This is a genomic window from Microbulbifer mixtoriginis (SeqCode) (genome assembly GCF_052467235.1).
On the sequence record NZ_CP174305.1, the window covers coordinates 1,746,428 to 1,769,201 of the forward strand.

At 47.1% G+C, this 22,774-nt stretch carries 20 protein-coding genes; 6 read left to right on the forward strand and 14 right to left on the reverse strand.

Annotated features, from left to right (window positions below):
• Positions 1–27: 27 nt before the first annotated feature.
• Complete coding sequence (locus ACJJIO_RS07635) at positions 28–2,928, reverse strand: PKD domain-containing protein (protein ID WP_444910656.1); 2,901 nt, start codon at positions 2,926–2,928, stop codon at positions 28–30.
• Between the two features lie 329 nt (positions 2,929–3,257).
• The gene (locus ACJJIO_RS07640; RefSeq protein ID WP_444910657.1) at positions 3,258–4,724 is read right to left on the reverse strand and encodes a DEAD/DEAH box helicase; all 1,467 of its coding nucleotides are present in this window, start codon (positions 4,722–4,724) and stop codon (positions 3,258–3,260) included.
• 446 nt (positions 4,725–5,170) lie between these two features.
• Between ACJJIO_RS07640 and ACJJIO_RS07645 the strand changes: the two genes are divergently transcribed.
• Positions 5,171–5,773, forward strand: coding sequence for a GNAT family N-acetyltransferase (locus ACJJIO_RS07645; RefSeq protein ID WP_444882947.1), 603 nt, complete (start codon positions 5,171–5,173; stop codon positions 5,771–5,773).
• Between the two features lie 384 nt (positions 5,774–6,157).
• Positions 6,158–7,162, forward strand: coding sequence for an alpha/beta hydrolase (locus ACJJIO_RS07650; RefSeq protein ID WP_444910658.1), 1,005 nt, complete (start codon positions 6,158–6,160; stop codon positions 7,160–7,162).
• A 95-nt stretch (positions 7,163–7,257) separates the two neighbouring features.
• Here the strand turns inward: ACJJIO_RS07650 and ACJJIO_RS07655 are convergent, their stop codons facing one another.
• Positions 7,258–8,313, reverse strand: a complete 1,056-nt coding sequence (locus tag ACJJIO_RS07655) for a hypothetical protein (protein WP_444910659.1) — start codon at positions 8,311–8,313, stop codon at positions 7,258–7,260.
• A 299-nt stretch (positions 8,314–8,612) separates the two neighbouring features.
• Here ACJJIO_RS07655 and ACJJIO_RS07660 point away from each other — a divergent pair, with 299 nt between their 5' ends.
• Positions 8,613–10,124 carry a CoA-acylating methylmalonate-semialdehyde dehydrogenase gene (locus ACJJIO_RS07660; protein ID WP_444910660.1) on the forward strand — a complete coding sequence of 504 codons (1,512 nt, stop codon included), beginning with the start codon at positions 8,613–8,615 and terminating at the stop codon, positions 10,122–10,124.
• A 39-nt stretch (positions 10,125–10,163) separates the two neighbouring features.
• Complete coding sequence (gene mmsB, locus ACJJIO_RS07665) at positions 10,164–11,063, forward strand: 3-hydroxyisobutyrate dehydrogenase (protein WP_252083522.1); 900 nt, start codon at positions 10,164–10,166, stop codon at positions 11,061–11,063.
• Positions 11,064–11,098: 35 nt separating this feature from the next.
• On the opposite strand, the gene ACJJIO_RS07670 is transcribed toward mmsB, so the two are convergent.
• Entirely contained in the window at positions 11,099–11,821 is a 723-nt protein-coding gene (locus ACJJIO_RS07670) for an SDR family oxidoreductase (protein WP_252083523.1), read from the reverse strand.
• 121 nt (positions 11,822–11,942) lie between these two features.
• On the opposite strand from ACJJIO_RS07670, the gene ACJJIO_RS07675 reads away from it, so the two are divergent.
• A complete protein-coding gene (locus tag ACJJIO_RS07675; protein ID WP_444889231.1) occupies positions 11,943–12,860 on the forward strand; it encodes a LysR family transcriptional regulator in 918 nt (305 codons plus the stop codon).
• A 46-nt stretch (positions 12,861–12,906) separates the two neighbouring features.
• Here ACJJIO_RS07675 and ACJJIO_RS07680 read toward each other — a convergent pair whose 3' ends face one another.
• From ACJJIO_RS07680 to ACJJIO_RS07725, 10 genes are all read right to left on the reverse strand, one after another.
• Positions 12,907–13,380, reverse strand: coding sequence for a hypothetical protein (locus ACJJIO_RS07680; RefSeq protein WP_444889230.1), 474 nt, complete (start codon positions 13,378–13,380; stop codon positions 12,907–12,909).
• A 125-nt stretch (positions 13,381–13,505) separates the two neighbouring features.
• Positions 13,506–13,880, reverse strand: a complete 375-nt coding sequence (locus ACJJIO_RS07685) for an FAD-binding oxidoreductase (protein WP_444910661.1) — start codon at positions 13,878–13,880, stop codon at positions 13,506–13,508.
• Entirely contained in the window at positions 13,877–14,365 is a 489-nt protein-coding gene (locus tag ACJJIO_RS07690) for a hypothetical protein (RefSeq protein WP_252083527.1), read from the reverse strand. The genes ACJJIO_RS07685 and ACJJIO_RS07690 overlap by 4 nt, the downstream gene beginning before the upstream one ends.
• A gap of 529 nt (positions 14,366–14,894) precedes the next feature.
• Entirely contained in the window at positions 14,895–15,665 is a 771-nt protein-coding gene (locus ACJJIO_RS07695; RefSeq protein ID WP_252083528.1) for a hypothetical protein, read from the reverse strand.
• A gap of 83 nt (positions 15,666–15,748) precedes the next feature.
• Entirely contained in the window at positions 15,749–17,635 is a 1,887-nt protein-coding gene (gene parE, locus ACJJIO_RS07700) for a DNA topoisomerase IV subunit B (protein WP_286036993.1), read from the reverse strand.
• Positions 17,636–17,647: 12 nt separating this feature from the next.
• The gene (locus ACJJIO_RS07705; protein ID WP_252083542.1) at positions 17,648–18,271 is read right to left on the reverse strand and encodes a YqiA/YcfP family alpha/beta fold hydrolase; all 624 of its coding nucleotides are present in this window, start codon (positions 18,269–18,271) and stop codon (positions 17,648–17,650) included.
• Between the two features lie 73 nt (positions 18,272–18,344).
• Positions 18,345–18,995: a hypothetical protein gene (locus ACJJIO_RS07710; protein ID WP_444889227.1), complete on the reverse strand. Its 651-nt coding sequence runs from the start codon at positions 18,993–18,995 to the stop codon at positions 18,345–18,347.
• Between the two features lie 438 nt (positions 18,996–19,433).
• Positions 19,434–20,258 carry a phosphodiesterase gene (locus tag ACJJIO_RS07715; RefSeq protein ID WP_252083544.1) on the reverse strand — a complete coding sequence of 275 codons (825 nt, stop codon included), beginning with the start codon at positions 20,256–20,258 and terminating at the stop codon, positions 19,434–19,436.
• A 41-nt stretch (positions 20,259–20,299) separates the two neighbouring features.
• Positions 20,300–20,821 (reverse strand): DUF1249 domain-containing protein, encoded by a 522-nt coding sequence (locus tag ACJJIO_RS07720; RefSeq protein ID WP_444910662.1) that lies wholly within the window; start codon positions 20,819–20,821, stop codon positions 20,300–20,302.
• An 85-nt stretch (positions 20,822–20,906) separates the two neighbouring features.
• Complete coding sequence (locus ACJJIO_RS07725; RefSeq protein WP_444882961.1) at positions 20,907–21,605, reverse strand: NUDIX domain-containing protein; 699 nt, start codon at positions 21,603–21,605, stop codon at positions 20,907–20,909.
• 116 nt (positions 21,606–21,721) lie between these two features.
• Between ACJJIO_RS07725 and ACJJIO_RS07730 the strand changes: the two genes are divergently transcribed.
• Positions 21,722–22,762 (forward strand): glycosyltransferase family protein, encoded by a 1,041-nt coding sequence (locus ACJJIO_RS07730; RefSeq protein ID WP_444910663.1) that lies wholly within the window; start codon positions 21,722–21,724, stop codon positions 22,760–22,762.
• The last annotated feature ends 12 nt before the right edge of the window (positions 22,763–22,774 follow it).

Here is a 22,774-nt window from a genome sequence, read left to right on the forward strand (position 1 = left end):
CCTCTTGGGGCTCACTTTTAATATTATCTACTCCTCAACCTCTAAGGTTATAGTTTTTTCAGTTGTTGCTCCATCATCATCCGTAATACTGAATTTGAAAGACAAAGTGGCGGGCTCTGCTGGTGTCATAAAATAAGCAGTCAGCTTGTCCGCATCAATCAATTCAACTGCAGGGCCAGATACCTGCTCCCATTTCTGGCTCACAATAGTTCCATCCTGATCTCTTGAAGCCCCACCGCTCAAGGTCGAAATTGTATTAATCTTAACACCGCCAACAGCCCCATATGCAACAACCATAAACGGTGGAATATTTCCTTCTACGATTACCGTAAATATACTCGTTACTATTTGGCCATTGTTATCTTCAACCTCCAGCTCAAACTCCAGAGTAAACTCACTTCCCGGGTTTTGTGGTGCTATAAAACTCGCACTACCATCAGCGTGAGTTATCAATTCAATACCCCTATCGGAGAGGGAACTCCAGCGATAGTCGACAATATGCGCACCAGGGACATCCCAAGAAATGCCAGGAACAAGTAAGACATTTTCACCGGGCTCAACTTCTTGAGTAGTGCTTATTACTTTGGGGGGAGCTGACTCAACATCTACGCTGACGGTCATTTGACTTATCGCCCCTCTGTCATCAGTGACACTCAATTTAAATGACAATACAGCGGGTTCTGCAGGAGCTTTAAACTTGGCAATTAAATTATTATCGTCTACTAATTCAACGGGTGGACCCGATACTTGCTCCCATTGTTGGCTCACAATATATCCATCTGGATCATTTGAATAGGAACCATCTAAAGTCACATTTGTATTCGGTTGAACCACTCTCATAGTTCCAGCACCAATATTTGGGGGCATATTCTGCTTAACAATTACAGTAAATAAACCCGTGGCTGTAAGGCCATCGTTATCCTCGACTTCAAGCTCAAACTTCAGGGTAATTTCTGCATCCCAAGGAATTTGGGGTGCTATAAAGCTTGCGCTACCGTCGGCGTGGGCTGTCAATTCTATATCCATATCGGAGAGTGAACGCCAGCGATAATCTACAATATGGCCGTCATTATCCCCAACCCACCCTTGAAGCAAGACTTCCTCACCTGGGTCAACGAATTGGTAACTCGAGATTATATAAGGGGCAGCTAAAACGATGCTTTCAACAAAGATAGGAACTATTGATTTACTCTTCAAACCACCATTATCTTCAACCTCAATCTCAAACTCAAAAATCCTCCAATATTTTTTATCCCCAGAAAATACTGGGGTGACAAATGAAACGGTTCCATCATCAAGATTTTTCAGTTCAACTGGCAAGCCTGATAACTGTCGCCAATGATAGTTAATAACTGAGCCATCAAGGTCATAAGAACTGCTTGCAGATAATTTAACCTCTTCACCAGAAACAACTGACGTTATTGGATCTAGCAAAACTATAGGAGCCAAATTAGTTCCAACACTAACCACCACTTTGCTAGCATTCTTTAGACCCTTGTCATCCTCAACTTCCAGCTCGAAAATTAACTCCTGTACAACTCCAGTAATTTCGGAGGGTGCGGTAAAGCTAGCGAAACCATTACCAGAGTCATCTAAGATAACAGGAGTACCGGAAATCTGTGTCCAGCGGTAAGCCACAATACTGCCGTCGGAATCTGAAGACAGAGTACCATCGAGCAATACCGCCGAATTACCTTCAGCAGTTTGATTTTCACCAGCGATCGCCTTGGGTGGCTGGTTGATATGCCCAGCACCACCTTTTAATATAACCAATCCCTGTAACGGATTTGCAACAACGATATCCGCAATACCATCCCCGTTGATATCTCCACTAGCCATACTCTGGGGGCTAGTATAAGTTGCACCAGGAATGGCAATTTGTTCACTCAAAGCCAAGGTACCATCATCTTGCTGCTGATAAATACTTAAGAACTCTCCACTGGCTGGCAAGACAACTAAATCAGCAAGGCCATCATTATCAATATCTTTTATTAAAAGCTCTCCAGGAGGACCTCCAAAACTGTGGGTTTCAGGTTGCTGTAATAAGCTATCTTCTCCCTGGTAATATACAGCGACTCTTGAATTATTCTGCCCCACACCAACTATTGATACTGAAATATCATTGCGGCCATCATTATTAAGGTCGCCAATGGCGATTCCTTTTATTTTAAAATCATAATTGACATCAGCATTTCCATCTAATTCAATACTAGTAATTTCATTCAACCTCAAAGAATCATCCGGCGCTAGAACAACCAATCTACTTTGGGGGGAACCGTTAGCAATTAGAGAAATATCTGTTATACCATCTCCATCCACGTCACCCAGTGCCACCTGCCCTGGACTTTCAATAGCTAGATCGCTAGCGGTACTCACAAAGGTAGGTGGCTCCCCTACTTTATGGGTTATTACAGCACCATTCTCTTCCCAACTAACTCCAAGGATTCCTTTATTATTATTGCCAAGGTCGGCAATTGCGACTCGCTCAGAATAGGAGTTATCCAAAGATTCCGCATATACTAAACCGTTCGCAGGATCTTGCAGGTATAGCTCAGTTACGCCGCCACCAACTCCGACAATAACATCTTTCAAACCATCGTGATCAAGATCACCTACGGTAATAGACTGAGGCAGACTTGCCTCTCCACCTGCAAGGGGGTAATCAATAGACTCAGTCAGGCCACCAAATTCGTCCTGTAGAAACACTTTTAGCTTAAAGTCATTTTCTGGATCAAAATTACTCGATGTAGTTAGTACAACATCATCAAGTCCATCATTATTTAAATCAGCAATAGCGATGGCCTCTGTTTTTGATCCATACGAGTGAAATTCTGTGGGCTGAAATTGAATTTCAGCACTCACAGTACCTGTAAGTAGAAATGTTACAGAGGGAAGAGCAAAATATTTTGTGAGTGATTTAAGCTTCACAACAACATCTCCTTGTGTAAATTAGCCTTTAAAAGCGGGGGCAATTTAGCACAAACTAGGATTATGAATATGAAGTGTTATCAACTTCGGAATAAACATTAAGGACAATCAATGAGAAGCAGACGCTGGTTCCAAAACCAGGTGTAGATTATCTTTATTGCTTACGGTGCAATATAAAATAAAAACAGAAAAAATATACTATCCATAATACACACTCGAAATAAATAATTTTTTAGCTCAATAACTCTAACGAAAGGTAAAAAAGTGAAAGCGAATAAAGACAAAAAAAGCGGCCTAGGCCGCTTTTTTATTACCAACAACTCAAAATGCTAAGCGCTTTCCGAACGCCCTCTACTGGGGCGGCGTCTCGGAGCTCTCTGTGGTTTTTGGCCATCACTGCGACCCGATTCAGCGCTGCGAGCCCTGCCAGTACCGCCGGAGCGATTTCCATTGCTTCCTTTACCTGCGGTGGCATTGCTATTGCGACCAACGGTTCCACGTCCTTCTGGTTTACCGCGACCACTTCCGCGATTACCACGGCGCTCATCGCTATTGCCACGAGCATCTCGTCCGCCCTCATTATTTCGGGAACCTACAGGGCGTTTACTGGCGCCAGGTTTTTGCTGGCCGCCACGCTTGGGGTTGCCAGAGGCTGGCAACTGATGATCTGGCTCAAAGTCCTCGATTTCCTCGCGGGGAATTGGCTTACCAATTAAGCGCTCGATATCGCGAAGCTGCTTAATTTCATCGGCACTAACAAGGGACATGGCTTGCCCCTGGGCGCCCGCACGTCCTGTACGACCGATACGGTGAACATAATCTTCAGGAACATTGGGCAAGTCGAAATTTACCACCTGGGGTAATTGATCGATATCGATACCCCGTGCAGCAATGTCTGTCGCAACGAGGATCTGCACCTTGCCAGCTTTAAAATCCGCCAGAGCCCGGGTTCTCGCATTTTGGCTCTTATTACCGTGAATAGCCGCTGCCAGGATGCCATCTCCTTCGAGCTGTTTCACCAGCCGATTGGCCCCATGTTTGGTACGGCTAAATACCAGTGCTTGATGCCAGCCATTCTCTCGAATCAGGTGACTTAACAGTTTTGTTTTTCGAGCCTTATCCACAGGGTGGAGCTTCTGTCGTACTGTTTTGGTAGTGGAGTTTCGCGGGCTGACATCAATCTCCAGCGGGTCCTTCACCAGACCTTTGGCTAGCTGGCGAATCTCAGGAGAAAAGGTTGCCGAGAAGAGTAGATTCTGACGCTTGGCCGGTAAGATCCTCAGCACTCTCTTAATGTCATGGATAAAGCCCATATCCAACATGCGGTCTGCTTCATCTAAGACCAAGGCTTCCAGGCGATCAAAGCGGATTGCCCCTTGATTGTGCAGGTCCAATAGACGACCAGGGGTCGCCACTAGAATATCGGCACCGCCTCGCAGTCGGGAAATCTGGGGATTGATCTTCACTCCACCAAAAACTACCGCATGACGCATTGGCAGGTACTGGCTATAGCTCTGCACATTATCAAACACCTGTGCGGCCAGCTCGCGAGTTGGGGTGAGTACCAATGCGCGCACCTGCCCTTTTCTGGCACGCTCTCCCTGGCTTAAGCGGTGCAACAGCGGCAATGTAAAACCGGCGGTCTTACCCGTGCCCGTCTGGGCTGCAGCCATAATATCACTGCCCTTCATTACCGCCGGAATGGCCTGGGCCTGGATTGGCGTGGGCTCAGTATAGCCCTGCTCTACAACGGCACGGGCAATCTCCTGGGCAAGGCCCAGATCTTCAAACAACATAAATAACCTCAAACTGCGCCCTGGGCGCAATCAAACACATTCGCACCACGAAGGAGCAAATAGAAAAATCGGAGTTGGCATCCAGAGCAAGTGAGGCTCGATGCACACAGCCGTCAATTCACCGGCCAGCCGGCGCGCGGCATTCAGTAGAGGGTTCCGGGAAGAATTTAGAAAAGTTCACGGGGGGATACCGGTAGATCACCGGCCTACAAATGACGCAGCTGAGAAAAATCAGCTGCAGCACTATAACATAATGAAACTGACTGTATAGTTCTCTCGGCTAAAACTGCTCTTCATAGGCATAGACAAAGGGGTTGTTGGGGACCCAGGCCAAGCGAGCGTAACATAGTTCCACGTTCGCAACTTGAGCGTCTATCTTTGTGATATCCAACCCCCGTTGCGAACCAAAGATGATGCAGCCAGGTGCTGCCGGGATACTCACAGCCATGTCAGAAAATAGCAATGTCAGTAATGAGCACCAGATAGAACTAATTACTCTCGGTAATGGGCGCAGGGTATCAATACGCCCCATCTGCCGCAGTGATAGCCAACTGGAGAAAGAACTGATAGAAGACTTATCTCCAGAAACCCGGCGAGACCGCTTTATCGGCGGCAGCTGTAAAGCCAGCCAAAAGCTGATTGAGCTACTCACCGATAACGACCATCAAGTTCATGAGGCCTTTATTGCACTCTGCACCAGCGACCATGCGCAGAGGGCCGTTGCTACCGCACATTACGCCGTAGATGCAGACGGGCTAGCCTGCGAGTGCGCAGTTGTGGTCCGCGATGATTGGCAGGGATTGGGGCTAGGTCGATTAATGTTAAAGCGCCTGATCGACTGCGCAAAAGAACAGGGCTTGCAGCGAATTTATTCCATTGAGTCCGCCGACAATAAACGCGTGCAGACATTTGCCCGTTCGATGGGATTTATTTGTAAAGCCGATCCGAAAGACTACACCCTATTAACTTATACACTCGATTTGCAGGCTGGCCGACAAGCCAACGGCTTTGATACGGCCTCCAGGGAGGCCGGAATTAACCTAAATTAAATACACTCTTAATATTCATGGCGGTTAGCAAAGGTTATTTGGCTGCCGCCATCCTCTAAAAGCCGAACAATTTCCTTTTGCAAGTTCACAACCTCCCCTTACCTTATCAACTTCACCCATAGGTGACCTTCCGGTCAGCATATTCATAGATCTATTTAACTACAGGCAAAGTCGATCGGGAACAACGCCAGCTGGAAAAGCTTTAAACTCTCCTAAAGCAATCAAAGAAAAAGTGAAACTTTGCTTACATAAATTTTAGAGAAATGAGCAATTGCCAAAAGTTGAATCAATTTAGCCTAACCACATGTAGTGCGCCGCTACTGATACAAACGTAATTCATGGCACTTTATTTTTTTGATTAACACTAGATTTTAGTGACAATTTATGCCTATTAAAATGAAATCAATAAAACTGCTTCTGACCATATCAATTTGTTTATTTATATCATCTTGCGCAGTGAACATCAGAAATTATATTGCAAGCTCAAAAAGCTTCCCTTACGACCACGTAGTTTCAAATGAGCAGATAAAATCATGGGGATTCCATAAAAATAACTACTGTGACAAGCTAAGAAACTTGTGCATTAGCTATTTCTTTGCTGCCCCCCTTGAAAAGGGTAAAATTAAATACTCCATAGAAACTGACTCTGGCAATCAAACCAGTCAAGTTAATCTATCTATAAATAAAGAAGTCCTGAACAAACATTATTCTGGGACCATCATTCTTTTACATGGATTCCGAATCTCAAAAGAATTCATGCTTCACTCAGCATTATATTTTCGTCTCCTTGGATTTCAGGTGGTTATTCCAGACCTACTCGGCCATGGTGAATCTGAAGGCCGTAAGGAATATGGCGTTGGTGATAGCGAAGTGATTAACAGGCTAATTGACGAGCTTATCCATAAAGGCCTGATAGAAAGTAAAAACATTTATCTTCTTGGTAATTCCATGGGGAGCCTTACTGCGGCGAGAATCGCTCAATCTCGACAAGATATCAGCGGCCTAATATTACAAGCCCCCATGTTGGAATTTGACCAGTCTGTTTATAATTATGCCCAAGAGAATTTTCCCCTACTTAGTAGAGCATTCTCTGAAAAAGAAATAAAAATAGGAGCGTCAATGGCGCTAGAGGAAGCCAATATAAGCCTACTGAAAACACAAATTGAACCTTTACTAACCAACACTCCTGTGCCCGTGCTTTTATTTGCTTCCAATACTGACCCAATTTCACCCTATGATCACTTTCAAAACCTGCATCAGGACCATATCAAAATAGTGCTCCTGAAAGATAGAAATCACCCGAGTATGGCGGTTATTGGGGAAATTGAGCATAGCGCTTTACAGGATTGGCTTCCCAAGGCAAGTAATATCACTATTCAATACCATTAAACCTGCTGGCCTAGTATAGGAAGTAGCAAGGCGAAACTCACTAGTTCGGCCTTGCTAAAAAAGACAATTAGCTATTCCTTGAAAAATATCACATTTCAGTTGAAGAAATCTTCACAAGCTAAGGGGCCGCTAAATTCTAAAAGCCCCTGAGGCATCTGGACAGACTCAACCAAATCTCCCTTTTTATACAAAGAGAAGTTAATATTAGCCTGCATGGATTTCATATACCTTTGCTCACCGCCAAAGATGATAACCGAAGGAAACAATAGTGGATAAAAGCTATTAATATCTGCTTGCGCCTCCATAACCAACTTATACTTTATTTTGTTTAGCTCAACTTTGAGACGACCAGCGCAAGCATCCAGCTCCCTCTTTACGGAGAGATTATTAAATGCTGGGTGAAAAATCAGATCATACTCATCTGAAATATATCGGCCTGCCCACATCTCGAAATTAGACTCTCCCAGTTTTGCTCCGGTAAACATATAGTAAAGTTCATCTGACAGGCCCATTGAATAGATCATTCCGGCACTGGATTCTTTGTCATACCATCCCTTATCCAGCTGTGCAAACCCCTGCCCTATTAGGGACTGACCTGCATCACTAAAGTTGTATTCAATAGGAGTCCCAACTGTATAGAGAAACCATCTTCCTCCAACTCCCGGCAGCTCTGGAATAATACCGAACGGTGTCTGACCTGGGTTTAAACCATGCCAATAATGATGATGCTCCCCGGCCCAATACATGGAAAAATTAAAGTCTGAGTGACTTACTCTAAGACCCTCCTCATCTGCCACAACGACCCCTGGAACCTCGTAATAAAAACCATCGGAGCCATCTGGATTAGACAAAATCACTTCGTCCCGGAAAATATCATATTTGACCTCAACACCGCTTCTAGGTGAAAACGCCAAGTGGATATAGGCTTTAGGTGCAGGCGCAACAAAATCAGGGGCAATATAGGTTTGGAGACTTATCTTGAAGTATCCAACATCCGGCACAGCAATATTGTAAAACCATTGTTCTGCCCAGGTTTTATCTGACGTAGGTGTATGGGCCCGGAGATCCTCCAAAGTGGTTGCCGATAGTAAGGAACTGAAAGATCCCATAAGAAATAAAACGAATACCTGAAATATTTTTCTATAAGACACCGTTTACCCTCTTTCTTAAACTAAATGAATAGAAAACCTCACAAATTCACTACAAATCTACAGAGAGGGCATACTAACAGCATGATTACGGACAAAGCTTGAAAACAAGCAGGCTATTTTTCAGGTTGAGAAGGTGCGCACAAAAATTCAATATTGCAAACAAAAGCTGGAAGCTCCTCAGCTAAAACTCTCATCGATATTCTTCATCTCAAGAAGCGGCGTAAAATACCTCTTTTTTCACTCAGGCAACGCCTAAACTGTTTGGCAATTTCCCACCGGTTACTGGTAAGGCAAATAATATGAATAAATCCATCCCTTCACGCCTTCCTCTATTCATTGACGGCGACTGGGTGCAGTCCAATACCAAGGAGTGGCTGGATGTGACAAACCCCGCCACAGGTGAGGTTTTAACCCAAGCCCCCTATACCACTGAGGCCGAACAACTCCAGGCAATCAACGCCGCCAAGCGGGCATTCATTTCTTGGCGGAACACCCCAGTTCCTACTAGAACACGTATTATGCTCAAGTACCAAGCTCTCCTGAAAGAGCACCAAGAAGCCCTGGCCGAGATTCTCGCAGAGGAAACCGGTAAAACATTTGAAGATGCCAAGGGGGATGTTTGGCGAGGCATTGAGGTGGTTGAGCATGCCGCCAATATTGCTACCCTGCTAATGGGGGAAACTGTTGAAAACGTTGCCAGTGCTATAGATTGCTATTCCTATATTCAACCCATTGGCGTCTGCGCCGGTATTACGCCATTCAACTTTCCCGCAATGATACCGTTGTGGATGTTTCCGCTAGCGATTGCCTGTGGCAATACCTTTATTCTTAAACCTTCTGAACAAGACCCCATTACACCTTGCAAACTGGCTGAATTATTTGAGCAGGCAGGAGCACCCAAAGGGGTTCTACAAGTTATCCATGGTGGTCGCGAGCAGGTAGATTTCTTACTAAAAAATCCGGATATTAAAGCTATATCTTTTGTCGGTTCCGTGCCAGTTGGGCGCCATATCTATCAAACAGGCACTCAATATTTAAAAAGAGTACAGGCCTTTGCCGGGGCAAAAAACCACATGGTAGTGATGCCTGATGCAAATAAAAATGCCACTATTAACAATATCATCGGCTCTTCTGTAGGGGCTGCCGGTCAGCGATGCATGGCTATTTCGGTTGTGGTATTAGTGGGTGAAGCGCAAAGTTGGATTCCTGATATACAGGATGCGATGGCAAAGATAATACCCGGGCATTGGAAGAATCCACAATCCGACTACGGCCCCTTAATTTCACCTGCTGCAAAGGAACGTGTGCTGGGTTATATCGAGACGGGCAAAAAAGAAGGGGCGGATTGCCTTCTGGATGGTTCAAAAATTACAGTGGATGGATATCCCCATGGTAACTGGGTTGGCCCTACATTATTTGCCAATGTTACTACCGAGATGTCAATTTACACTGATGAAATTTTTGGGCCAGTGTTATGTCTGGTGAATGTAGATCACTTAGATGATGCAATAAAACTGGTGAATGACTGCCCTTACGGCAATGGGACCTCCATATTCACTGCCAGCGGTGCAGCCGCACGTAAATATCAGCATGAAATTCTTGTGGGCCAGGTAGGAATCAATGTGCCTATCCCGGTTCCATTACCTTTCTTTAGCTTTACTGGCTGGCGCAGTTCATTTTATGGGGATCTCCACGCTTATGGTAAGCAGGCCGTGCGTTTTTATACCGAAACAAAAACCATCACAGCCCGCTGGTTCGATTCAGATATTGAACATGCCGAACAGGCAAATATGACGATACAGTTAAAGTAACTGCACATACCAATAAAATTTAATTTTTTGGATACTGCCATGAATAAAATCACAGCCTTCCTTGGTCTGGGGCATATGGGTGCCCCAATGGCTTTTAACTTAATCAAAGCTGGATTCCGTGTAAGAGGTTTCGATCCAGTAGAGGAGTTGCTTCAGAAATCTGTAGAACAGGGAGTTGAAAAATGTTCATCAGCAACAGAAGCGGTGAAGGGAGCAGATTTTGTTATTAGTATGTTACCCAGCAGTGCTGCGGTAGAGAGCCTTTATATTGAAAAAGATCATCTGCTGGAAGCTATCGAAGAGAGATCCTTAATTATTGATTGCTCCACAATTTCAGCAAGCAGCTCAAAACGCCTACTTAACGCCGCACGAAATAAAGGCCTTCATGCAATAGAGGCTCCTGTTTCTGGCGGAGTCAAAGGGGCAGCTGCCGCAACTCTCAGCTTTATGTGTGGCGGTGAGCACGAGGATGTAGAGCGAGCCAAAACAGTTCTACAGCATATGGGGGCCAATGTTTTTTTTGCAGGCCCTGCCGGAGCTGGGCAAACGGCAAAGATCTGCAACAATATGTTGCTGGCTATTCATATGATTGGCACCGCCGAGGCACTCCAATTGGGGGTGGATAACGGCCTTGATCCCAAAGTGCTAACTGAAATCATGGCGAAAAGCTCGGGCGCCAACTGGTCCCTACAAACTTATAATCCTTATCCCGGTGTTATGGATAGTGTGCCCGCTAGCAATCAGTATCGTGGAGGCTTTAAAGTGGGGTTGATGTGTAAGGATCTGGGGCTTGCTCAGCAAGCCGCCGACAATAGCAAAAGCTACACACCGCTCGGCTCACTAGCCAGAAATCTATTTGGCTTACACAGTCTGAAGGGCAATGAAGAACTGGATTTCTCCAGTATCCAAACAATTTTCAGGAAGGAGGCCGACCAATAGCTAGATTGTTCACCCTCTTTCCCGATCTAACTCATCTATCGATCCTGGCCTGTAGCGGCTATTTGCACTTCGCGGATATTCACATTCTGGGGCTGGCTGTACATAAACAACGCCGTACGAGCGATGTCCTCTGCATTAATGGCGCCACCTATGGAGGCCTTCCACTCTTCGTAAGCTTTGATAATCTCTTCAGAAGTGGTATGACTCAGTAGCTCTGTCTCCACAGCTCCTGGGCATAGGGCCATAATACGTACTCCGCTTGCGGCAACCTCTTCACGCACGGTTTCGCTAATCGCCGACACTGCGTACTTGGTTCCGCAATAGGCAGCATGATTGATGAATGTCTTCACTCCGGCAATCGAGCTGATATTGAGGATAGTACCGCGACCACGAGACTTCATATCGGCCAAAACAGCCTGCATGGAGTTCATCAAGGCGAGCACGTTGACATCAAACATCTCCCGCCACTCTTCAGCACTCTGGGTCTCTATGTTCCCTAGCAACATCTTACCGGCATTGTTCACCAAACAATCTACAGGCCCATAAAGAGTCTCAGCCTCCTGAATTGCTGCAGATAACGCAGCAGGATCGGTGACATCGACCTGTCTGCAGAGGGTGTTCGGTAAATTCATCGCTTCTAATTTTTCCAGACGACGCGCCAATAGCAACAACGGATGCCCGGCATCCGACATATGCTGAGCTATTGATGCTCCAATTCCAGAGCTGGCACCTGTTATTACAATCAATGGCTTAGACATACTGACTCTCTCTTCTGCAATCAATGATTAAAGACTTCGGGATAACCCTTTTGTATCGGCAGTATAGAATTTAGAATTACGTCTATTAACTCAACTAATGTGAAATCATTGTTTGGAATTAATGAACAATATCTCTTGGCGAGCCATACGCGCCTTTATTGCTGTGGCTGAGCGGGGCAGTTTTACTGCTGCTGCGGATCATACAGGTTTCTCCAAAGCTACACTCAGCCAACAAGTCTCCGAATTAGAGTCCACCCTGGGTGTTCAACTGTTACACCGTACCACCCGTAAGCTGCGGCTTACTGAGGTCGGTGAAGGCTATTACCAGCGATGCAAGCAGGCAATACAGCAACTAGATAGTGCCGCAGAGTGGGCAACACATGCCAAAGAGGAAATAAAGGGGAAAATTCGTATCAATGCGGTGGGTGGGATTATCGGCGAGGAGATCATTGCCCCCCTAGTCATTAAGTTCCAGAAAACTTATCCCGAAATACAAATACAGCTGGATTTTTCCAGTGTGCGTGTCGATCTCATTGAGGATCGTTACGATTTAGTAATACGTATGGGGCAGCTGCCAGATTCCACCCTCGTAGTACGCAAACTGCACAGTATCAAAACCCGCTATGTTGCGAGTCCGGATTTTATCAAAATGCGTGGCCCAATTCTAAAGCCCATGGACCTCTCGAAAGTACCCCTAATTTACGGCAGTGTTGATCAGTGGGTGCTAACGCGTGGTAAGACCAGGCATAAGATTGAGGTGGAACAGGGTATCAAACTGATCAGCGGCCGGGCGATGCACCTTGCAGCACTGGCAGGACTTGGTGTAACTCGCCTGGCAGACATCTACGTCCAAGCAGATATCGAAAAAGGTAAATTACAGGAAATTTTGCCTGGATGGTCAGAGTCCACCCAGCTCTCTATGGTTTGCCCCCCGCTGCGCCATCAATTAGTTCGCGTACGTAGCCTGATGCAATGGCTAAAAAACCACTTCTCCAAAGAGTATGGACAGCTACTGAAAAGGGAACCAGCAGAAGACTAATCAACAATAAAAGATATGAACCTATATACAGTAATGCTTACAAACACTAAGCAATTTCATCCGTCCTTTCCTGCTCTTTTTTCAAAATGTCTGCGGGGCTTTCAGCGCTGCTACTATACTCAGGTTCTACCACTTCTTGCCTTTCAGTATTAATGAACGGGTAAATACAAAAGACCAGTGCCAGGAGTACCCAAAAAGCCGTTGCCTGTGCCATAGGCACAGTTAAATAAAGCCAAAATACCTTTTCACCTTTTAGCGCTGCATTAATATAGACCGCTGAGCCACCAAACCCTACCAATACGGGGCTTATATAGGGAATAAAGTTGATCCAGTACCCCTTTAAATCCTTGGCCATACGCTCACACCAGCGAACCATAAAAGGCAAAGGAAAATTAGCAAGAATGATTCCCAGTAAAACTTCAAGAAGCCCAACATTCCAGCCCAAGAGGAAGGCCAGATAAGCAAAGACCAGTATATTCAGGGTAATGCAGAACCATAAAACACCACGAAAATAAGCCACGCTATAAATCCCTTTTAAGAAACCTTCTGATTATTGATCATATCACCATTAGCTCCCAGTATCCTTGAGAGAGCAAAAACCATAGAGTTAATCTTATATATTGAATAAAAATATTATTAGACTATCTAAAACGACCCAGGTAAAGATCCTTGCAGCTGTTCAATAGCATCCAGCTCTTCTTCTGTTAAGGCTTTATAACCCCGCAAATAGGGCCAACCATAGCCCCAACGGAATGAGGTTGGCAAGAATAGCGTCCCGTCAACTCTAACCCCTACCAGCATCAACAACGCAACTTCCCTCTCCCCAGTTTTGGCAACACAAACTTCTAGGTCACGATCAGCCTCTTGCCGCTGCGAATTGCTTCCCCCCTTCCAATAGGCATGATCATGGGCATAGCAGCAATCAAGCCATAATTCACTCTGTTCAAGAGTGCCATCAGGAAAGATACTGCAACCATCGGAATGAAACTCCTGTATCTCCACAGCGGACAAGGGAATCACTTTTTACTGACTGCATTGGGTAAAACTAAATCTACTGGCTTTCTAGAATTTACATAATCACGGAATTCAGGAGCTACATATTCAGATCGCAACTCCCATATCCTCTTAAAGGGAATCATCGATAAATATGCAGTATATTGACGAGTCATTGAGTCCCAGATAGTAAAATCCAGCCTGTTTGCCTTATATTGAAAATAGGCCTCCTCCCAAATTTTAAAAAAACGATATACAAAACCAATGATTCTCAAAGTGTCAGCACTAGATAACGAATCAAAATCCTTCATCGCCTTCGCAAAAACATCTGCCATCGGACCTTCACAAATTGCCGCCACAGCTTCTCGATGAGCAATAGATATCTCATGCATAGAAGCAATTTTGGATTCTTTATTCTGAACTCTTATTAAAGCAGCAAGATAGACTAAGGACGCGACAACTGCGAAGGCTCCAACAAGCTCGCCCACAGCACTTAATGTATCCCACACCATAATCCGACTCTACCCCATCGAATAAGACGGTAATTTAAATAACTTTAGAATCAACTCTTAGCTTTTACAGGTATACCAACAGATAACGCTCTACGACCAAAAGTATATAATCGCCTAACTTAGAACGTTTATTTCCTCTTTATAGGCGTCTGGAAGACTGGCGACCTTTAAGAAAACAAGAAGATGGTTAACGCATCCAAAACTCTAATATTGTTGTCATCTAACAGGTCTCACCAATCAGAAACAATTACTTATACGCCTGAGCACCCTATATACAACCAGCCAACGACATAACCTTTAAATAAAAGCAAAAATAGTCCCTCTGCCATTAAATTTCAGAGAGTTCAAATTAGTAAGTAAAAGTATCCACCAAGGATAAAGTGAGAAGGAAGAGGTGAAATATATCATCCTAAAAAAATCGCGGCATATTTGTTAAACATATTTCTATGCCGACAGAAAAAACAAGAGAGGAGAATGAAAGATGAGTTGTGAGCGAAATGACAAAGGCATCTCGCTCAGTTGCAGCTACCTAGCCGAGAATTTTCTTCACGTGTCTTCTAATTTTTCTGTGTACATTTCTATCATCAGCGATAGAACTCAGGAATTCCTTGTACTCACTTTTATTAACCGTACCTAGAGCTTTGCAGTACCAGGCAAGTGTATCGATATGTAGTTTGTCTACAGGCTGCCTAACATCCTTTTCTACTGCCTTATAAAACCACTCCTGAATTACGGTTTCAGCAGCTCCATCGCGGACAACTTCCTCAGCGGCAAACCGCTGCATGATCATATCGTTACTATTGAGCAAATTTAGTAAGCGTGTAGTATGCAAGCTATTAGTAGCTACATGGCCTTCCATATTTTGCATCAATGCATTGCGCTTTTGATAAAAACTAAACTTGGTCAGCACATGCTTCGCTCGATTTCTAATCGCACGATTACCACTTTCACGCATTATCTTATTGATAGTGGGTGAATATTTTGTATTTCCAGATGATGAAAGTGTACGTAATAAATTGACGATTTCACTAATCACTTGCTCATCGCGTTGAGCAACTGTCATATTCGCCTGGTGTTTTTCTAGGAGAACCTGTTCAGCCACATCAAATAAACGTTCATCACTTAATCCAGATCCTGTTATACGATTAGCAGCTTTGGATAAGGCTAAGTTATCTTCGCCTTTTAGTTCTGCTATAAAACTATCTATCTCCAGATTAAGTAAAGACTGAATATCTTTTGCCAACCCGGCTAAAGGAGAAACGAAAAAAATAAAAAAGATAAATAAATGGCTTAATTTCACAAAATACCTTCCATAGCGCTTTAAATTGTTGCCCTAGTAAACTAAGGCAACCTAAGAAAAATAGATCAGCGATTAATTAGGGCTTAACCCACTTCAGCCAGATTCCCTTTACTTTCCAGCCACTGCTTGCGATCCCCGGCACGCTTTTTAGCCAAGAGCATATCCAAAAGCTGATTGCTGTCATCGCCGGCATCAATATACAGTTGCACCAGGCGACGGGTATTGGGGTCCATGGTGGTTTCACGCAACTGCATGGGGTTCATTTCACCCAGACCTTTAAAGCGAGTCACCTGTATTTTGCCCTTTTTCTTTTCTGCGCTTATACGATCGAGGATACCCTGCTTCTCTGATTCATCCAGCGCATAGTAAACATCTTTACCGATGTCTATGCGGAACAGTGGCGGCATGGCGACATAGACATGACCGTTAGTTACCAGCGGACGGAAGTGACGTAAGAACAGAGCGCAGAGTAGTGTGGCGATGTGTAGGCCATCGGAGTCGGCATCGGCGAGGATACAGATTTTGTTGTAGCGCAGCCCTTCCAGATTGTCACTGCCTGGATCAACACCCAGCGCCACTGCAATATCGTGCACTTCCTGGCTGGCGAGAATCTCTGCGGAGTCCACTTCCCAAGTATTCAGGATTTTACCGCGCAGCGGCATGATGGCCTGGAACTCGCGATCCCGCGCTTGCTTGGCGGAACCACCAGCGGAGTCCCCCTCCACCAGAAAGAGTTCGGAGCGGGAGGTATCGGCACTGGAACAGTCCGCCAACTTGCCCGGCAGCGCGGGCCCCTGAGTGACTTTCTTACGCGCGACTTTTTTTGCTGAGCGCATTCGTTTTTGTGCATTACCAATGCACAACTCGGCAAGCTTATCACCCTCTTCCGTATGTTGGTTCAGCCACAGGCTGAACGCATCCTTGGCCACGCCAGAAATAAACGCGGTGGCCTCACGGGAGGAGAGGCGTTCTTTTGTCTGCCCGGAGAACTGCGGGTCTGCCAGTTTGGCGGAGAGTACGTAAGAGCATTGCCCCCAGATATCCTCAGGGCCCAACTTAATACCACGGGGTAATAAATTGCGGATCTCGCAGTACTCACGCATGGCATCCAGAAGGCCCGCGCGCAGCCCATTCACGTGGGTACCGCCCTGGGCGGTGGGGATCAGGTTAACGTAGGATTCGGCGGTAATCTCACCGCCCTCCGGCAGCCATTGCACTGCCCAGTCTGCCGCTTCGGTAGAAGCGGCAAAGCTACCCACAAAGGGCTCGACCGGCAAGATTTCCCAGCCTTGATTGGCAGCGGCGAGGTAGTCTTTGAGACCGTCCTCGTAGTACCACTCGTCTGATTCACCGTCCTGCTCATTAATAAAAGTGACCGTCAGGCCGGGGCACAATACCGCCTTGGCGCGCAGTAGGTGACGCAGTCGCACCACGGAGAATTTTGCGGAATCAAAATACTTGGGGTCGGGCAGAAAGCGTACACTGGTGCCTGTGGTGCGCTTTGCACAATTACCGACAACCTCAAGATCCGAGGCCTTTTCCCCATCTTTGAAACCGATTCGGTGCACCTTACCATCCCGCTGGATGGTCACTTCCAACACTTTGGAAAGAGCGTTTACTACAGAAACACCCACACCGTGTAGACCACCGGAAAACTGGTAATTTTTGTTGGAGAACTTACCACCAGCGTGCAGGGTGGAAAGAATCACTTCAACACCAGGGCGCCCCTGTTCCGGGTGAATATCCACCGGCATACCGCGACCGTTATCGCTAACCGAGAGCGATTGGTCTTTGTGCAATACCACTTCAATTTTTTTCGCGTGCCCGGCAAGCGCTTCGTCGACACTGTTGTCAATCACTTCCTGGGCGAGGTGGTTGGGGCGGGTGGTATCTGTGTACATGCCCGGGCGCTTTCGCACCGGGTCCAGCCCTGTGAGTACCTCAATATCTTCGGCGGAATAATTGGCCATAATGGTTATAAATTACTGCTGGTTAAATAGAAATTCGACAATGGGATCGCAGTAACGCGCGAAGCCCTGAAAGCTGTGATCGCCCCCCTCCTCGACAGTTTGACGCTGCCCTTGATAGAAAGACTCTGCATCGCGGTAATCGAGGGTTTCATCGCCTCGCTGTGCCAAAAGCCAATAGCGGCTCAGCAGTGGACTGGGTATCTCTGCTTCCAATTGCGCCATGGTATCAACGTCCGCACCGCTTAGGCGATACTCCTGCGACTCACCACTGTAGGGTTGTAACACCTGGCCGACGTAGGCCGGCATAAAGCGGGATGGGCGAACGGCCGGATTGATCAACACCGCTGGCAAATGGTAACGCTCGCCTAGGTAGGTACACCAGAATCCCCCCATAGAGCTACCAACCAACCCTATTGGGCCGCAGTTGTCTGAGTCAAAGAAGCCATCCAATAGGCGCAGCAATGATTGCTGAGCACTTCCTGGATAGGGGGAGACTTGTGGCGCACAGAAAATGATCTGTGGGTGATTGGCAGCCAACCGGTCCCGCATCAGCTGGCATTTAAAGGACTGAGGCGATGAAAGAAAGCCGTGCAGATAGATCAGCAGTGGCCTTCCGTTGAGATTTTGTGTTTGCATAGTCGGGGATTATAGCGCCCCACGGCAGCAATGGGGCTGGCCTCCTCACAGTTCCTGCTCTTCCAGAGACCGATTACAGCAGCGATCTGTTCAAGCTAGCAAAAGCCCGGCGAATATCCACACGCATATCTGACCAAAAGGTAACACTGGTGAAACGTTCCAGCCGTCCACCCGGCCCAGAGGAACCGAAATTCTCACCAATATCCCGCCGATCGCGAAAATGCATTACTGCGCTGCCGTTACGATCGTACAAAGTACCTACCAGCTGTGCGTAGGCGCTCTGCTCTGTATAGACACGCCAAGTCCAGGGAGATGGATCTAGCGGTGCAGCCAGGGAAAAATCTTGCAGTGACAGGGATAGGGTGTAGTCGGCTTCCGCCTGCTCCGACACTTGCTGGGCATTGCGCGGTTTTAGCAGCTTATTACTAAAGCTCTGCGCCAACAGTGTATTCAAACGCTGTAGATCCCTATGGTCCAGCTCGTAATCTTTTTCCCGATATTGGCGCCTGGGTAGGGAGGAGAATCGCTTGGTGTAGTCAATTTGAACCGGTGCGATATAAACCTTAGCACCACTGAGATCCAAGGCGAAAGCTGCCGCGACTTCATCGAGCTGGCTGGGGCGTGCTTCCAGACCATCACTACGATCCTGTAAAGTGGACTGCTGACTACAAGCCGTAATCAATAATAAAATTGCGAGGAGAGGTATAGAAAATAATTGTTGCATTTACAAGCTCCTGAATTTCCGAAAAATATCTATTCGGCGAGAGGCTCCAATCACATTATCTATCACCGTTAGGCTTCAAACCTCGGCAATTCTAGAAACCACACTTGAATACTTTATTGGCTCACCTTTCACCACGCTTTTCCCATATTCAAAAAGCACCGCTCAATACAGGTAATCTCATTGTACGGGGAGGATAGGGGAAAAACACAGGGGATTGGTTAAGAATGGTTTTATTTGGTTTTTTTGCTGAAAAAGAGAGGGGAAAATACATTGTGCTCAGGTCGCGCAAAATAGGAATGGTTGTTACCAATAGGCAGTGACCTGTTTGCTGCCTATTCCGAAAACATTGCATTCTTTACTGGGGAGCCAATAGCAAGGAGGAAGACTTGAGAGCTTTAGTGAAAGTACCGCTGCGAATTCGCAGCGGTTTGACTTAAATCAATAACCGGATGAGGCGAGATCGACACAATACTTGGAGATAGCCACCCGCTCCACACCGGTTTCGTAGGAGCCATCGCTATACAGTTCAAACCAGCGGTAGCCGGGCATCTCTTCGTCGACAGCGAAGGGGCCACTGCCGGGAGTAAACTGTACCGAAGTAGAGGGAGTGGCATGCAGACCGAGATGGCCTCGGTTGCTGTCAAACTGCTGGTGTACATGCCCCCAAACCAAGGCTTTTACCTGGGGGGCCTGATCAACTATTTGCAAAAATGTCTCACAGCCTTCGCGCAGCATATGGCCATCAATCCACTTACTCCCCACAGGGACCGGCTGGTGATGCATCATAATAATCACCGGGTGATCGCGAGTCTCCCAAAGGAGCAACTGAAGGCGCTCCAGTTTCGCGCTGTCCAAGCCACCACAAATCTGCCCTGTCACACTGGTATCCAACAGCAGCAGGCGCCAATCCCCCAAGGAGACCAAATCGATACAGCGATTGGGGGCCAGTTTTTTCATGCGGGCACTCACATCGTGATTGCCGGGCAGCCAGTACCAGGGCATGGAAAGTATGCGGGTCTTTTCTAAGAACCGGCAGTAGGATGCCTCAGAACCATTGGCGCTGATATCGCCAGTGGCGACCAGAGCCCGGGCATGGGGCTGCCTGCTTTGGAGAGAGGTCAAAACTTCATCGAGGGTGTGGCCGGTATCCAGACCCAATAATTGATAATCGGGCCTGCTGCCGATATGTGGATCTGTGATCTGGATAAGACGGTGCGAAGTCACCCCCAGGGGTGAATCCGACTTGTTGTGCTCGCGAATCACTTGCTCACCTTGTGTTCACATCCGTGTGTTCTGCAGCAGAATTAAAATCTCTGGCCATCCAACACCAGTTCAAATTCTGCACGACCATTTGCAAGACAGTACTCCAACCATTCACCAAGGAAGCGATTGGCTTGGGGTCTCTCATCTGCATGCTGCATACGGGGATTGGGATAGGCGGTATCCACTCCTTTACCACCCACCGGCCCGCGACCATTGGCTTTAATCACCTCCGCCATACACGCATCGTGGTAGAGGCGTACAGTCAAGTCGGGAGGTTCCAGCCATTGGCACTCGTTAAGATTTACCTCCGCCGCCAGAGACACCTCCGTGGTATATCTGGAGCGCTCCACTACTCTCAACACCAGAGTGCCGCCGGGCAACTGGTAGCGCCAAAGCGCTCTTTGTGAAAGCTCAGGCAACAATTTGCTCAAGCGCAGGTAGTTGGCGTCACAATCGGCATGATAAGACGGTAGATCGACTCGATACACCGCCCTAGCGTTGCCATTTGGCGACATTTTCAACTTCCTTTGCTGCCGCACCTTCGCTTCTCCCAGTAGAGCCATTATCAACACTCCAATTCATTGGCCGCCGTGACTCAGATCTCAGTTTGCTCTATACGCAGGTAACATTGCGTAACGCAAGTGACGGTCAGGCAGTTGGCCTGTGTTTTGTTAATTTTGCCCGGTTCAACTGCAGCCACTGCATACAAATAATGGTGGCCGAATTATCGATAGGGTTCTCTCCTGGAGCATAGTCCCCCGCCATGGCGGCGAGTACCGAGTCCCTGGAAAACACCCGCAAGCGGATATCTTCGTTTTCCTGCTCCAAACCAAAGTAACCTTCCGCACAGTTCAAGTCCACCAGCGCACAGTACAGGTGTAGCCGTTCGGAGCTCCCGCCAACACTGGGCATATAACTGTGGATAAAGTGCAATTCCTGCACTTTGAGCCCCGCTTCCTCCAATACTTCACGCCGAGCTACATCTTTTAGGTCTTCCCCGGCTTCCACCATGCCGGCCACCACTTCCAGACACCAAGGGCCTGCCGGCCGCTCTAGGGCGCCAATACGAAACTGCTCGGTAAGCGCAACAAGGTCTCGCTCAGGGTCGTAGAGCAATACCCCTACTGCCGGACCGCGTACAAACAGCTCCCGGGTAAAGATTTCACTCCAGCCACCACGAAAAAGGCGATGGCGCAGCCGTAGCCGCAACATGGAAAAAAATCCCTTATAAACCGTTTCCCTGGAAACAACTTCTACAGAATCTGCGGAAAACTCTGGGGACAACCCCTTTTGACTCTTCATTTTTGACATTAGTTCGCTGACCTTCTGCGCGAGTGGGGTCTGCATACTCGAACACTATATGACCGGGATGCAGCTGTTATACTCTGCGCCCACCGTACCAGCCTCTCTAGCAAGCGGCCATACGTAATATCTTCCTGGATTTTTTTAGAGACCGCACCACCATGAGAGTGCTCAATATCGCCTACCAGCAACTGCGCCGTTACGGTAAGACGCGGGTTAGCTGGGCACAGAAACTGACTTTTGGCCTGATCAAAAACGATCACTATACGCAGGTGTTCAGCGACCGGGATGTGGCAGCCTTCGAAGCGCCCTTCGGAATCCGCGACCTAGGGGTGAGCAAAGCCAATCGCCGCCTGTTAGAAACGATTGAAGCATTTGAGCCCGACCTGATCATCGCCGGCCACTGCGACATGATCAGTAACGACACCCTGAAGGCGATCAAGCAACAACAGCCCAATTGCCTAATCGCACACTGCAATAACGATCCACTGTTCGTGCCCAGCAATGTTGAGCGTATCAAACATCGCGCCGAAGTGGCCGATGCCATCTTCGTCTCCACCGGCCGTCGCGAGCTGAGTATTTTTGAGGGCATTAACGCCCGGGTTTACCATATGCCCAACCCGGTCGAACCCTCTATCGAAAACCTCAATAATGCCGAACGCACTGATCTGTCTATTGATCTGCTGTTTTGTAGCAACAGCAATAATTTCACCAAGCGCTTGCAAATGGTAAAAAATCTCAAGGATACCCTGGGAGATTCACTGAACTTCAAAACCTACGGCAGCTTTGGTGAAGCGCCAGTATGGGGACGAGACTACGATCGCGCACTCGCGCAAACTAAAATGGGACTGAATTTTAATCGCCAAGACACCCACTACTGGTACTCTTCTGCGCGAATGGCCCAGCTTGCCGGTAATGGTATTTTGCAATTCACCAGTGACAAGCTGCACTTCGACGAACTATTGCCCCCAGAGAGCGTAGTTTACTTTTCTGATGAGCAGGACCTGTTGGAAAAAATCCGCGATTTCCATGGTGATGATGCCAAGCGCCGTACTTGGGCAGCTAAAGCCCGGGAATTTTTCCACACCGAAATGAACTCGAAGCTTTACGCCCAGTACATTGTTGAGGCCACCAGCCTACAGCCCTTTAGTCACGACTACGCCTGGGCCCGCGATATCAACTTGGATGGCACGCTGAAATAACGGGCCACCGGA

Coding starts and splice junctions, on each gene's coding strand:
- ACJJIO_RS07640 (WP_444910657.1), bottom strand. CDS start 4,724: ATGTTGTTTGAAGATCTGGGCCTTGCCCAGGAGATTGCCCGTGCCGTT.
- ACJJIO_RS07645 (WP_444882947.1), top strand. CDS start 5,171: ATGTCAGAAAATAGCAATGTCAGTAATGAGCACCAGATAGAACTAATT.
- ACJJIO_RS07650 (WP_444910658.1), top strand. CDS start 6,158: ATGCCTATTAAAATGAAATCAATAAAACTGCTTCTGACCATATCAATT.
- ACJJIO_RS07660 (WP_444910660.1), top strand. CDS start 8,613: ATGAATAAATCCATCCCTTCACGCCTTCCTCTATTCATTGACGGCGAC.
- mmsB (WP_252083522.1), top strand. CDS start 10,164: ATGAATAAAATCACAGCCTTCCTTGGTCTGGGGCATATGGGTGCCCCA.
- ACJJIO_RS07670 (WP_252083523.1), bottom strand. CDS start 11,821: ATGTCTAAGCCATTGATTGTAATAACAGGTGCCAGCTCTGGAATTGGA.
- ACJJIO_RS07675 (WP_444889231.1), top strand. CDS start 11,943: ATGAACAATATCTCTTGGCGAGCCATACGCGCCTTTATTGCTGTGGCT.
- ACJJIO_RS07690 (WP_252083527.1), bottom strand. CDS start 14,365: ATGGTGTGGGATACATTAAGTGCTGTGGGCGAGCTTGTTGGAGCCTTC.
- parE (WP_286036993.1), bottom strand. CDS start 17,635: ATGGCCAATTATTCCGCCGAAGATATTGAGGTACTCACAGGGCTGGAC.
- ACJJIO_RS07705 (WP_252083542.1), bottom strand. CDS start 18,271: ATGCAAACACAAAATCTCAACGGAAGGCCACTGCTGATCTATCTGCAC.
- ACJJIO_RS07710 (WP_444889227.1), bottom strand. CDS start 18,995: ATGCAACAATTATTTTCTATACCTCTCCTCGCAATTTTATTATTGATT.
- ACJJIO_RS07720 (WP_444910662.1), bottom strand. CDS start 20,821: ATGGCTCTACTGGGAGAAGCGAAGGTGCGGCAGCAAAGGAAGTTGAAA.
- ACJJIO_RS07725 (WP_444882961.1), bottom strand. CDS start 21,605: ATGCAGACCCCACTCGCGCAGAAGGTCAGCGAACTAATGTCAAAAATG.
- ACJJIO_RS07730 (WP_444910663.1), top strand. CDS start 21,722: ATGAGAGTGCTCAATATCGCCTACCAGCAACTGCGCCGTTACGGTAAG.